At 68.1% G+C, this 13,058-nt stretch carries 12 protein-coding genes; 2 read left to right on the top strand and 10 right to left on the bottom strand.

The features are described 5' to 3' along the window. Positions 1 to 117: 117 nt before the first annotated feature. The 6 genes from ACVOMM_RS13970 to ACVOMM_RS13995 are packed head-to-tail and all read right to left on the bottom strand — an operon-like array spanning position 118 to position 4,859. Entirely contained in the window at positions 118 to 1,767 is a 1,650-nt protein-coding gene (locus ACVOMM_RS13970) for a M28 family metallopeptidase (RefSeq protein ID WP_460256237.1), read from the bottom strand. A gap of 54 nt (positions 1,768 to 1,821) precedes the next feature. Beyond that, on the bottom strand, positions 1,822 to 3,090 hold the full coding sequence (locus ACVOMM_RS13975; RefSeq protein WP_481526386.1) for an RNA polymerase sigma factor: 1,269 nt from the start codon (positions 3,088 to 3,090) through the stop codon (positions 1,822 to 1,824). Between the two features lie 45 nt (positions 3,091 to 3,135). Then, positions 3,136 to 3,492: a DUF1428 domain-containing protein gene (locus ACVOMM_RS13980; protein WP_053518847.1), complete on the bottom strand. Its 357-nt coding sequence runs from the start codon at positions 3,490 to 3,492 to the stop codon at positions 3,136 to 3,138. 30 nt (positions 3,493 to 3,522) lie between these two features. Next, positions 3,523 to 3,933: a VOC family protein gene (locus tag ACVOMM_RS13985; protein WP_065175394.1), complete on the bottom strand. Its 411-nt coding sequence runs from the start codon at positions 3,931 to 3,933 to the stop codon at positions 3,523 to 3,525. A gap of 38 nt (positions 3,934 to 3,971) precedes the next feature. Further along, on the bottom strand, positions 3,972 to 4,394 hold the full coding sequence (locus tag ACVOMM_RS13990; RefSeq protein ID WP_164151011.1) for a VOC family protein: 423 nt from the start codon (positions 4,392 to 4,394) through the stop codon (positions 3,972 to 3,974). Between the two features lie 51 nt (positions 4,395 to 4,445). Continuing rightward, the gene (locus tag ACVOMM_RS13995) at positions 4,446 to 4,859 is read right to left on the bottom strand and encodes a YciI family protein (protein ID WP_053518842.1); all 414 of its coding nucleotides are present in this window, start codon (positions 4,857 to 4,859) and stop codon (positions 4,446 to 4,448) included. A gap of 188 nt (positions 4,860 to 5,047) precedes the next feature. Here ACVOMM_RS13995 and ACVOMM_RS14000 point away from each other — a divergent pair, with 188 nt between their 5' ends. Next, entirely contained in the window at positions 5,048 to 5,452 is a 405-nt protein-coding gene (locus tag ACVOMM_RS14000) for a YciI family protein (protein WP_065175397.1), read from the top strand. Here ACVOMM_RS14000 and ACVOMM_RS14005 read toward each other — a convergent pair. The 4 genes from ACVOMM_RS14005 to cycA form a co-directional block, all read right to left on the bottom strand. Beyond that, a complete protein-coding gene (locus ACVOMM_RS14005) occupies positions 5,430 to 7,508 on the bottom strand; it encodes a gluconolaconase (protein ID WP_481526387.1) in 2,079 nt (692 codons plus the stop codon). The two genes, ACVOMM_RS14000 and ACVOMM_RS14005, sit on opposite strands and share 23 nt — an antisense overlap. A gap of 9 nt (positions 7,509 to 7,517) precedes the next feature. Then, on the bottom strand, positions 7,518 to 8,870 hold the full coding sequence (locus ACVOMM_RS14010; RefSeq protein WP_481526388.1) for a hypothetical protein: 1,353 nt from the start codon (positions 8,868 to 8,870) through the stop codon (positions 7,518 to 7,520). A gap of 133 nt (positions 8,871 to 9,003) precedes the next feature. Next, positions 9,004 to 9,780 carry a lytic transglycosylase domain-containing protein gene (locus tag ACVOMM_RS14015; protein ID WP_481526389.1) on the bottom strand — a complete coding sequence of 259 codons (777 nt, stop codon included), beginning with the start codon at positions 9,778 to 9,780 and terminating at the stop codon, positions 9,004 to 9,006. A 61-nt stretch (positions 9,781 to 9,841) separates the two neighbouring features. After that, positions 9,842 to 11,215, bottom strand: a complete 1,374-nt coding sequence (cycA, locus tag ACVOMM_RS14020) for a D-serine/D-alanine/glycine transporter (RefSeq protein ID WP_164151019.1) — start codon at positions 11,213 to 11,215, stop codon at positions 9,842 to 9,844. A 226-nt stretch (positions 11,216 to 11,441) separates the two neighbouring features. On the opposite strand from cycA, the gene ACVOMM_RS14025 reads away from it, so the two are divergent. After that, the gene (locus tag ACVOMM_RS14025; RefSeq protein WP_065182542.1) at positions 11,442 to 13,058 is read left to right on the top strand and encodes an EAL domain-containing protein; all 1,617 of its coding nucleotides are present in this window, start codon (positions 11,442 to 11,444) and stop codon (positions 13,056 to 13,058) included.

Consider the following 13,058-nt stretch of genomic DNA (forward strand, 5'->3'; position numbering starts at 1 on the left):
GCGGTCTCCCTGCTGGGGGGCTGCGCGGTGTGGGCCCCCCCCTCTCCCCCCCCCCCCCCCGCGGGCGGCGGGCCCCCCCCCCCGCTACGGGGGGGGGGGGCAGCGCCCCGCCTTCCCTTACTTCCGCTGCCCCGCGCTTTCGTCACGCACGGCGCGGAACGACTCGTCCTTGCTCCAGTTCGGCCAGCTGCGCGAGTTCGCCAGCTGGTTGCCCAGGGTGTACAGCACCTCCAGGTCGCGGGCGGCGCCGGCGAACACCCAGTCCGGCTGCCACTCGTCGCCCTGCTGGTGGTAGCGCTTGGCGGTGTAGTCCTCCGACGCCTTCCTGCCAGCAGCCACGCCCCCGTCCACCCAGTCCTGTCCGGCCGACCAGGACAGCGCCGGCACGCCGCGCTTGGCGAACGGGAAATGGTCAGAGCGGAAGAACAGGCCCGCTTCCGGCTTCGGATCGGGCGTATAGCGGATGTCCCAGCCCTTGGCCACCTCTTTCAGCTGGTCCAGCAGCTCGAAGCGCGCGGCACCGTAGATGCCGAAGTCGCGCGAGGGGCCGAACGGCGCCATGCCATCCATGTTGATCACCGCCACGGTCTTCTCCAGCGGATACAACGGATGGGTCGCGTAGTACTCCGAACCCAGCAGGCCCTTTTCTTCGGCGGTGACCGCCAGGAACAGCAGCGAGCGCTGCGGCTGCTTGCCCTTGGCGAAGCCACGGGCCAGTTCGATCAGCGAAGCGGTGCCACTGGCATTGTCCAGCGCACCGTTGAAGATGCGGTCGCCGCGGGCATCGGGCTCGCCCACGCCGATGTGGTCCCAGTGGGCGCTGTAGATCACGGTCTCGTCCGGGTGGCTGCTGCCTTCCAGCCGCGCCGCCACGTTGTGCGAGGTGATCACCTCGGTCTTCACCGCATACTTCGCGTCCAGGCTGGCGCCGGTCAGCGTGACCGGCGTGAAGTCGCGCTGCTGCGCCTTCTTCTTCAGTGCCTCGAAATCCTGGCCGGCCGCGCGGAACAGGTCCACGGCCAGGTCGCGCTGGATCCAGCCTTCCAGCAGGGGGTGACTGTCGGCCGGGTTGTCGCGCACCACATCGAACATGGTGTTGGTGTTGGAGCCGGCCACCGTTGCCCAGCCGTACGAGGCCGGTGCGGTCTCATGCACGATCAGCACGCCCAGCGCGCCCTGGCGTGCGCCTTCCTCGTACTTGTAGGGCCAGCGGCCGTACCAGGTCATGCCCTTGCCGTCGAAGTCGCCCTTGCCGGTCTCGAAGTCCGGGTCGTTGATCAGCACGACCGCGATCTTGCCCTTCAGGTCCACGCCCTTGAAGTCGTCCCAGTTGCGCTCCGGGGCCTTCACGCCGTAGCCGAGGAAGACCAGCGGCGCCTTGCTGATGTCCACCGTGCTGGCGCCGTTCATGGCCGCGCGCACGGCGATCTGCTTGCCCTGCTCCAGCGCGATGGTCCTGTCACCCTGATGCAGGGCCAGCTGCGGCGTCCCGACGATGTCGCCCTTGCGCAGCGGCACGGCCTGGGTCCACAGGCGTCTGCCATCCTTCAGGTCGCCGCCCGGCTGCAGCCCGGCGTCTGCAAACTGCTTGCTCAGGTAGGCGATGGTCTTCGCTTCGCCCGCCGTGGCCGGCGAACGGCCCTCATAGGCGTCCGAGGCCAGTTCCTTCACGTCGGCGGAAATCCGCGCGCCATCGAATTTCGGCGTGGCCGCCATCAGCGCGCCCGACACCGACAGGGCCAGCACGCCCAGTGCTACTCGCTTCATTGCTCTCTCCAGCAGGGAAATCCCAGCCGAGTGTACAAAAGGGGCCCGAGGGATTTAAGGCGCTTTTGGCACTGTCGGATGGGCCCGCGCCAGCAGGTGATCGCGTTCGCGCACGTTGTCGGTGAGCGCGGCAGCGGCCTGGAACGCCTGCCGGGCGTCTTCGACCCGACCCAGGTGCTGCAGCACTTCACCACGGACGACCTGCAACGGTGCGTAGTCACGCAGACGGTCGTCGGAGAGCAGCGGCTGCAGATGCGCCCAGGCAGCGAACGCGCCCTCACTGCGCAGGATGGCCACCACCCGGTTCAACGCCACCACAGGCGAAGGCTGGATCTGCAGCAGCCGCGAATACAGCCCGGCGATGCGTGCCCAATCGGTCTGGTCGGCCTGGCGCGCCGTTGCATGGCACTCGGCAATGCAGGCCTGCAGCACGTAGGGATCGTCGCTACCGCCGGCCGACAGCGCGCGCGCCAGCGCCTGCCGCCCGCGTTCGATCTGCAGCCAGTCCCAGCGTGCGCGGTTCTGCTGGTCCAGCAGCACCGGCCGGCCCTGCGCATCCACCCGCGCCGCGGCGCGCGACGCCTGCAGTTCCATCAGTGCCAGCAGTCCCAGCACGGCGGCGGCCGGCATGCGGTGGGCGAGAATGCGCGCCAGGCGAAGCGCCTCCTCGCACAGCGCTGGTCGCATCCAGTCATCGCCGGCACTGGCGGCGTAGCCTTCGTTGAACACCAGGTAGATCGCTTCCAGCACGGAGGCCAGGCGCGCGGGCAACGCTTCGGCACGCGGCACTTCATAGGGCACCTGCTTCTGCGCGAGCGTGCGCTTGGCGCGCAGCACGCGCTGGGCGATGGTCGGTTCCGGCTGCAGGAACGCGCGCGCGATCTCGCTCGTGGTCAGCCCGCCGAGCAGGCGCAGGGTCAGCGCCACGCGCGCGTCCGCGGGCAGTACCGGATGGCACGCCACGAACATCAGGCGCAGCAGATCGTCGCCAAGATCGTCTTCCAGCGCGGTGCTGTCGTCCGGTGCCGGCAGCGCGGCCGGATGCAGTGCCTCGCCCCACTGCGCATGCTGCTGCGCCACCCGCTGGTGCTGGCGCAGTACATCGATGGCCCGGTTGCGCGCAGTGGTCATCAGCCAGGCTCCAGGATTGTCCGGGATGCCCTGCTCCGGCCAACGCTCCAGCGCGGCCAGCCAGGTGTCCTGGGCCAGTTCCTCGGCACGGCCGACATCACCGCCGAGCAGCCGCGCCAGGCGCGCGATCAACACTGGCGATTCCATCCGCCAGAGAGTCTCCAGGCGCTGGGTCAGGGCGGGCTCGTGCATGCGCCGATCACAGCATGCACGCCCCCGCCGCACAAGCACCGACAGTCACGCTTCGACGATGGGCCTGAAGCCGCCCCAGAACATCCGCCGGGTATCGAACGGCATGTCCTTCGGGCCGATGCCGGCCAGGCGCGGATCGGCCATCACCTTCGCGTTGATGCGGTCACGTGCAGCACGCGACCGGAACACCACGAAGGCCACGATCACGGTCTCGCCCGGCTTGGCCTTCACCGCACGCGGGAACGAGGTCGACGTGCCGGGTTCCACGTCGTCGGCCACGCATTCCATGTACTGAAGCGCACCGTGATCCTTCCACACCGCACCGGCCTTGCGGGCAAGGCGGCGGTAGGCCGCGACCTTGTCCTCGGGGCACGGCAGCACATAGGCATCGACGTAAGCCATGAGCGTTCTCCTGTCGTCGGGCGTGGCCGCTCAGCCCGGCTCGCCGTCCATGTGGGCGATTTCCCAGAGATGTCCGTCCAGGTCCTGGAAGCCACGCTGGTACATGAAACCATAGTCGCGCGCCGGCTGCGGTTCAGTGGCACCGGCGGCAAGTGCCTTGTCCACCATCACGTCCACTGCGTTGCGGCTGTCGGCGGACAGGCAGGTGATCACCTCGGTCTGCGCCTGCGCGTCGGCGATCGCCTTGGTGGTGAACTGCTGGAAGAACGGCTTGACCAGCAGCATCACGAAGATGCTGTCGCTGACCACCATGCAGGCCGCGTTCTCATCGGTGAACGCCGGGTTGAAGTGGTAGCCCAGTGCGGCGAAAAAGGCCTTGGACTTGTCCAGATCCTGCACGGGCAGGTTGACGAAGATCATCTGCGGTTGCGGTGTGCTCATTGCTCAGGTTCCCTGGGAAATGGAAAGAAGGCGGGCGATCAGGGCTGCTTCATGCAGTTGACCATCCACGGCTTGCCGTAGCGATCGGTCAACATGCCCCAGCGGTGCGCCCAGAACGTCTCGGCGATCGGCATCTGCACCTGGCCCCCATCGGCCAGCGCGGCGAACACGCGCTCGGCCTCCTCGATGCTGTCGACATCGACATTGATGGTGGTCGAGCCACCGTCGCCGGCACCGGGGCCGTCGGCGGCCATCAGGATGGCACTGCCGATTTCCAGCTGGCTGTGGGCCACGTGGTCAAGGGTGTCGGCCGGCATCTCGTTGCATCCCGGCGAGCCGTCGGAGGGGGGCATGTCGCGGTACTTCATTTCCGAGGTGACCTGGCCACCCAGGGCCTTGGCGTAGAAGGCCATCGCCTCGTGGGCCTGGCCGCTGAAGCCAAGGAAGGGAATCAGTTTCATCGGGGTGCTCCGTTCGGTTGAAGATGTCGAGTGTTCGCGGCGCGGCGGGGCTCAGCCTTCGAGCTGCTCGCGCAGACGCTGTTCCTGCTGCTGTAATTCGGGGGTGAAGGCTTCGCCGAAGTCTTCGGCGGAGATCAGCGGGCGCACCTCGAGCGTGCCACCACTGCCAAAGGGGGCGCGGCTGGCCCATTCCACAGCCTCGTCGAGCGAGCGGACATTCCACAGCCAGAAGCCTGCGATCTGGTCGGCGACGGGCGCGAACGGGCCGCTCTCGACCTGCGGTCCAGCGCCGCCGAAGTGAATGCGGCGGCCACGCGCGGTGGCATGCAGGCCTTCACCGGCCAGCATGATGCCGGCGGCAACCAGCTGTTCGTTGTAGGCGCCCATGGCCGTCAGCTCCTGCTCGCTGGGCAGGCGTCCGGCTTCGGAATCGGCGTTGGCTTTGACGATCACCATGACTTTCATGTGGGTCTCCCGTGGGGCGCAGGTGCGCGCCCTTCACTGTTACAACGAACGAGGGGACGGGGAATCGACAAATTCTGAAAGTTTTTTTTTGGGGGGGGCATCGGGCACCGGTCTCCCGCGCTGCAACATGCCCCGGCGCAAACCTGCGCGATCATGCAGGTCCGCCCCCGCCCCGCCAGGATCGCGCCATGCAGCAGTACCTGCTTCTGATCTACATCGAACCTGCCTTGCTGCAGGCCCTGCCGACCGAGGCGTTCAACACCTTGATGCGCGACTGCCTGGCCCACGCCGACAGGCTGCAGGCCGAAGGCACGCTGCTGCTGGCGCAGAAGCTTCAGCCGGTGGATACCGCGCAGACCCTGCGCGTCCGCGATGGCCACAGCCGGGTGCTGGATGGCCCGTTCGCCGAAACCCGCGAGCTGCTGGCCGGCTTCAATCTCATTGTCGCGCGCGACCGTGACGAGGCGATGCGCATCGCGCGCGAGTTCCCGTGGGCACGGTTCGGCAGCATCGAAGTGCGCCCGCTGGAGGACATGGACGCCGAGCGTGAGCGCTGCGGCGCCCCGCCCGCTATGGCAGCAGCCGTACTCTGACCTCGCGCTTGCCGATGCCCTCGTTGCCGCTGTAGTCGCGCACGCTGGCACGCACGATGTAGTCCCCCGGCGGCAGGGCTGCCGGCTGCCAGCGACCGGTCTCCATCAGGCCATCGCGCACGGTGTTGGTGACCAGGTAGCGGAAACGGGTGACGGCGCTGCCGTGCACCGTGATGCCGCTGTCCGGTGCGTAGGCAACCTTTACGGCGGCATTCTGCGGCGGCATGCGGTTGAACACGATGTTCCAGCGCGGCTGCTCGTAGCCCTGCAGCGGCCGACCGGCCGCATCCAGGATCTGGTAGCCCACCTGGTACGCGCCCAGCCTGCGCCGGGCCAGGTTGTTGTCGACCTGGTCCCAGGCCTCGACCACGATCTGCACGCCCCGTCCCTGCCGCGCGACCATCACGCTGCCGTCGCTCCCCGCCGTCATCGGTTGGTCGTTGGCGTCCAGCAGCGCCACATCGGTAATGCGCGGCGCGAAGTGATCGGCGAAGTTGCGGAACCCCAGCGCGACCGCGTTGGTTTCAAAGCCGCTGGTGCCCACCGCCAGATGCACGTGCGCCTGGCTGTTGATGCTGCCCAGGCGATCGCCCACGTGGATGCGCGTGCCCCGGCGCACGCGGATGCGTTCCAGCGCGCCCTGGTCGTCATACAGCGCCTGCCAGCGCGCGTCGAACGGTTCCCCGCGCGGCGTGCGGCCCACCCGCATGTGGATGTACTTCAGCCGGTCCACCGCCAGCCCTTCGCCCTGCCCGCCCAGGCTCCAGCTGGCCACCGGGCTGCTGATCTTGCCCTCGGCAATGGCCAGCACGGTCTGGCCGACATCGCCGCGCACATCGAAGCCGCCGTGCAGATGGTGCCGGCTCTCACCCCTGAAATTACCCCGCACCTCACCCAGCGTGCCGACCACTTCGTGCCAGCCCTCCTGCGGTGCCAACGGCCAGCGCCCGGCCGTGTCCGGCAGCGCTGCATCAGCGGCGGGTCCAACCAGCGCAGGGGCCGGAAGCTCGCCCACCGGCAGCGGCCGCAGCCGATGCAGCCGGTATCCGGCCGCGTCGGCCACCAGCAGGCTGCCATCCGCATCCAGCGCCAGGCCGCTGGGGCGCGCCAGCCGCGGCAGTCGGTCATTACCGACCAGTGCGATCTGGTGGCCCTGTGCGGTGACCTGTACCACGCGTCCCTCAAGGTCGCCCACGTACAGCACGCCATCATGGGTCGCGGTCAGCGACAGCGGCCCGTTGATGACCCCGCCACTGCCGACCCACGTGCTGACCGTGCCATCGGCACCGACACGACGCACCGCGTTGTTGAACAGATCCGCCACCAGCAGGACCCCGTGCGCGTCGAAGGCCAACGCCACCGGTGTATCGAACCGCGCCTCGCCTCCTGCCGCGTCGATGAAGCCGGGCCGATCGCCCCCGGCGAGGGTGCGCACACTGCCGTCGGTGCCGATCACCCGGATCCGGTCGTTCCAGGTATCGGCCACGTAGATCTGCCCCTGCGCATCCAAGGCGATACCCATCGGCGCATCGAAACGTGCCTGCGCGCCGGGACCGTCGGCGTATCCCTGCTCGCCGCCGGCCACCGTGGTCACCTGGCCATCGACGCCAATGCGGCGGATCGCATGGTTGCCGGTGTCGGCCACGTACAGATTGCCCTGTGCATCGGCGGCGATGCCGGACGGCGTGTGGAAGCGTGCCTGCAGTGCCGGGCCATCGACGCGACCTTCGCCCTGCCCGGCCACGGTCTCGACGCGGCCATCGGGCAGGCGGCGGCGGATGCGGTTGTTGTCGCCGCCATCGGTGAAGTAGACGCTGCCATCGGCCAGCCGCAGCAGCGCGTAGGGATCGGCGAAGCGCGCCTGCGCGGAGGCGCCATCCCGATCGCCCGGATGGCCATCACCGGCCAGCAGTTCGATCTGCGCGGTCCATGCCAGCGGCGTCGGCGCCGGTCCCGCAGGTGTCTCGGGGTGGGGTTCGTCCGGCAGCCAGAAGGTCGCCGCCAATGCACCGGCGGTTGCCACCGCAACCGCCGCCATCCAGTATCGCCGCGCCATCGTGTTCCATCATTCAACGGGGAGCGACGAACTTAGCCAGTAGTTCCACCAATGCCAACCCGCATCGGCCTCAGCCGCACGCTCGGGTGCTGTTGCAGCGCGCACTTTGATTTCGTCAGGCCAGGCATCGCTGTGCTTCAGCGGCCCTACCCTGCGCTCGCACAGCGCAGCCTGGTTGGCCGGCTCCAGCGCGGTGTCGAGCAGCAGCGCGTCCGCGAACAGCTTCCAGTCGCCATCCTGCATGTAGGACGCTACCGCATGGGGATGCGATCTCAGCGCGGGCTGCGGAAACGCGACGGCCCACACCTGCTTTCGCCCGTGCGATTCGCTGCTGCGCAGGTCGCGCCGTACCGCTGCGCAGGAATAGCGGATGTGGGTGGCCATGCAGGTGTTGCCCGCCATCCTGCACGACCCCAGCCGGCGGCCCTTGCCGGTGGCGAAATCGTGCCGGCTCAGGCCCAGGATCAACCGGTCGGGGATCGTGCCGAATGTCTGCTCCAGGCGCGGATGATGGTAGTTGGCCATCGCCGTCGGCGGCTGCGCCGGCACCAGCATGGCCATGCGCAGGTTGCGCAGCGGCGGGAATCCATAGCCATCCAGACCGGCAGCGCGACGGTAGTAAGCGTCCTGCATGCCGCGAAGCGGCGAAGAGCCGTTGCCCAGTGCGTTGTTCATCACGTACGCACCCGAGCTGTGGGTGAACACCCGCAACGGCATGTCCCTGTTGTCCACACCCGCCAGCACCCTGCGCAGCTCCAGCCCCACGTAGGGCCCGTTGAGCTGGGCGGCGCCCCAGATCCGGAACGCATTGCCATGCAGGCCATCCCAGTACACGCGTACGAGTGACAACGTCTGCCCGCTGGCCGCCCCGCGCTCGCGGAAATCACGCTCCACCCGTTCGTACCAGGCGGCTGCCTCGCGGTAGTCGTTGTTGTAGCCGTGCACGAGCAGCACCACCACACGGCCGTCCTCCGCCGCACGATCCAGCTGCTGCGAGGCGCGCGCACGCAGCACCTGCTGGATCTGCTGCCAGGTGTCGGTGAAGGCGGCGTCGGGCGTCACCCCGGTATCGGCAAGCAGGCTGCGCCACGCCGCCGCTGAGGCCGCACCTGGCACCGCCGACTGCTGGTAGAGATGCCGGAGCGTCGCGAACTCCGCCGACGACGGGCGTGCCCCTTCCAGCATCTGCTGCACCGGCACCGCCACGCTGGCTGCGGGGTAGAGACTTCCTTCACGGTCCAGGAACAGCGCGGTTGCGTCCTGTCGTCGTTCGGCATCGCGATACAACACGTTCTTGCTGGCACAGCCATTGCATGCGATCGCGAACAGCAATGCCGCGACCACGCTCCCGATAGGCTTCATGCACATCCCCCTGTGGATTCGATGCTGCAGGCCGGATCGTCCCTCGACGCCCGGGCCGGCGCTCCCCCGCCCACCCGTGCAGCGCCATCCTGCCGCGGCCGAGGGGCGCCCACAATCACCGTCCGACGAGTGGCTACTTTGCCGGCACCTCGATGCGGATGCCCATCGCCTCGCGATAGCGCGTGTACAACGCCATCACCTTGTCCACGTAGGCCAGCGTTTCCGCGTAGGGCGGTACGCCCTTGTAGCGGGTCACCGCGCCGATGCCGGCGTTGTACGCGGCCGCGGCAAGCGTGCGGTCGCCGTTGTAGCGGCGCAGCAGCGCGCGCATGTAGCGCGCGCCACCGTCGATTGACTGCTGTGGCGAGAACGGGTCGCTCACCCCGTACTCCAGTGCGGTCTCGGGCATCAGCTGCATCACGCCCTGGGCGCCCTTGCTGGACACCGCCAGCGCGTCGAAGTTGCTTTCGGCGTGGGCGATGGCACGCAGCCAGGCATCATCAACACCGGTTGCCTTCGCTGCCGCCCTGAACTGCCGCGCGTGCGGTGCCAGCTGCGGCTTGCCGACCCGGCCCAGGCCCTCATGCGCAGGCTCGCCCGGCGGCGTGGTCACGGTGAATTTCAGGAACACCCGCGAGCCCGGCAGATTGCGGGTGGAATAGACCAGCCGGCCGTCCTGCTCACGTTCGTACAGCACGCCGCTGAACACACCCATGTTGCCCCACAGGTTCGGGGTCTGGATGGCGTTGTCGTCGATATCGCGCGCGGTGCAGCGCGAACCGGGTTCCGGCGCGGTGGCCAGGCTGACGGTGTTGCCCTGCACGCAGCGGTACACCGTGCGCGCAGCCGCCGTCCCGGCCCACAGGAGGGACAGCAGCATCAGCGCAGCGAGGACGGGGCGGCGGGTCATGGCGGCCGGATCATCCGGCCGCCCCCGCTAACGATGGGTGAATGCGGTGGCGGCCGCGCCCCTAGCGGGCCATCCGGCCGCGCAGCGCGTAGCCCACGCCCAGCAGCACGAACCACGCCGGGCTGGCGATCAGGGCCTGGCGGGTATCGGCCTGCAGGCTCAACAGGACCAGCACGCCCGCGAAGAACACCAGGCATGCCCAGCACATCGCCACGCCACCGGGCATCTTGAAGATCGAGGCCTCGTGGCGCTGCGGGTAACGGCGGCGGTAGACCATGTAAGCCACCAGGATCAGCGACCAGACGAAGATGAAGAGCACCGTCGCCAGCGTCGTCACCAGGGTGAAGGCGGTCACCAGATTCGGGATCAGGTAGATCAGCAGCGTGCCGCCCAGCAGGCACAGGCAGGAGAACAGCAGCCCGCGGGCCGGCACCGCCGCGCGCGACAGTTTCGACAGGCCGCGCGGCGCGTGGCCTTCTTCCGCCAGGCCATACAGCATGCGGCTGGTGGAGAAGATGCCGCTGTTGGCCGAGGACGTTGCCGAGGTCAGCACCACGAAATTGATCAGGCTGGCGGCGGCAGGGATCCCGGCCAATACGAACAGCTGCACGAACGGGCTCTTGTCCGGCACCACCTGCCGCCACGGCGTCACTGCCATGATCGCCACCAGCGCAAGCACGTAGAAGATGATGATGCGCACCGGGATCGAGTTGATCGCCTTGGGCAGGTTGCGCTCCGGGTCGGCGGTTTCAGCGGCGGTGGTTCCCACCAGCTCGATGCCGACGAAGGCGAACACCGCGATCTGGAAACCGGCGAAGAAGCCGACCAGTCCCATCGGGAACATGCCACCGTCGTTCCACAGGTTGGCCAGCGAGGCGGTGTGCCCGCTGGGCGAGGTGAAGCCCCACGCCACCAGGCCGGCGCCGGTGATGATCAGCGCACAGATCGCCACGATCTTGATCAGCGCGAACCAGAACTCCATCTCACCGAACAGCTTCACTGTCACCAGATTCAGCCCCAGCAGCAACAGCACGCACATCAGTGCCGGAATCCACGCATCCAGGCCGGGGAACCAGAACTGTGCGTACGCAGCGATGGCGATGACATCGGCGATGGCGGTGACGATCCAGCAGAACCAGTAGGTCCATCCACAGAAGAAGCCGGCCCAGGGCCCGAGCAGATCGGTGGAAAAATCGATGAAGGATTTGTACTGCAGGTTGGACAGCAGCAGTTCGCCCATCGCGCGCATGACGAAGAACAGCATCGCGCCGATGATCAGGTAGACGAACACGATGGACGGGCCGGCCAGGCTGATGGTCTTGCCCGATCCCATGAACAGACCGGTGCCGATGGCACCGCCGATGGCAATCAGCTGAAGGTGGCGGTTGGACAGGCTGCGGCGCAGATGCTCGGGGGGCTGGGCAGGGTCGGTCATGGCGCGGAATCGGCGGGCGAAGCGTCCGACGGTAGTCCTCCCGGGCCGGTTGCGCCAGCTGGGGACGGGCTGAATCCGGCAAAGTTGGCCGCTTTCACCACAATGTGACCGAATACCTGATTCGTCCCATTCCGCCCGGCGCGGCGGCATGCTCAGATAGCCGCATCTGCCCAAGGATCGGCCCGACCATGCGCCCTGCCCTGCCTGCCTTGCTGGAGCCCCGGACGTGAGCCGACTGCGGATCATCATCGGGGGAACCGCGCTGGCGCTGCTGGCGGCGGCCATTCCCATCGCCGTCATGGCCTACGCCACGTGGGACCGCGCCGTGAGCGTGGAGCAGCAGCGCCTGCATGACATCGCCGAACGCACCCTGCGGCGTGCGGACCTGTCCTACCAGGAAGCACTGGCCGCACTGAAATCCGCCGAGGCCACCGCACTCCCCGCCTGCAGCCCGGAGCACATCCGGCGCATGCAGACGCTGGTGATGACCACCCCTTCGGCCGATCAGCTGGGCTATTTCGAAGGCGGCAAACTGCGGTGCACCTCATGGGGGCCGTTCCTGTCCGACGTGAACCAGCCCAGGCCGGACCACGTCACCAGCGACGGCGCCGGAATCGCGGTCGATGTGCGTCCCGAGACCAGCGGCCGCCGCAAGGTGCTGTCGATCCTGTATGGCTCCTACGACGTACTGGTCGATCCCCGCCGCTTCGTCGATGTCATCGTTGATCCGAACGTGCGGCTGGCCCTGGCCAGCCCCGACGGCCGCCTGCTGGCCCGGCAGAACGACATGGATCCGGCGCTGCTGCAGAGCCTGCTGCGCGATCCCGGCATTGGTCTGGACCAGAACACGCTGTACGCCACCGCTCGCAATGAAGAATGGCTGGCCATCGCCACCACTCCGCGGACCGCGCTCACCGCCAGCTTCCGCCAGCAGGCGTGGCTGTTCGTGCCGCTGGGCGTGCTGCTGGCCGCCGCCGGTGCCGGCCTGGTGATCTGGTTGTCGCGCCGCCGGCTGTCGCTGCGGGGTGAACTGGCCACCGCCATCCGCCGTCGCGAGCTGTACCTGCATTACCAGCCGATCATCGAACTGGACACCGGCATCTGCGTGGGCGCCGAAGCGCTGGTGCGCTGGCAGCGTCCGGACGGCACCCAGGTGCGTCCGGACCTGTTCATTCCGCTGGCCGAAGAGGCCGGCATGATCGGCGATGTCACCGATCTGGTGATCGAGAACGTGGTGCGCGACCTGCGCGAACTGCTGGTCGGCGATCGCAGCGCGCACGTGGCGATCAACCTGGCGGCCGAAGACATCAGCAGCGGCCGCGCGTTGAAGATGATCGCCAAGCACATGACCGGCAGCGGCATCCTGCCGCAGCAGATCTGGATGGAGGCCACCGAGCGCGGCTTCCTCGACCTGGACCGCGCCCGCACGATGCTGGCCGCGGCACGCCGCGCCGGGCACAGCGTCGCCATCGACGATTTCGGCGTGGGCTATTCCAGCCTGCAGTACCTGGCACAGCTGCCACTGGATGCGCTGAAGATCGACAAGTCCTTCGTCGATGCGATCGGCACCGACAGTGCCACCAGCCCGGTCACCCCGCACATCATCGGCATGGCGCGCGAGCTGGGCCTGTGGGTCGTGGCCGAAGGCGTGGAGACAGAAGCGCAGCTGGCCTATCTGCACGGTCAGAAGGTGCAGTTCGGGCAGGGCTGGCTGTTCTCCCGGCCGCTGCCACGTGACGAATTCGTGGCGTTCCACCACAAGCGGCAGCAGCGCTACGGCGCAGCGCGCGAACAGATGCAGAACCCGCGCAGCGTACCGATCGAACAGGAGCCACTGCCGTAA

The organism is Stenotrophomonas sp. STEN009 (genome assembly GCF_056760395.1).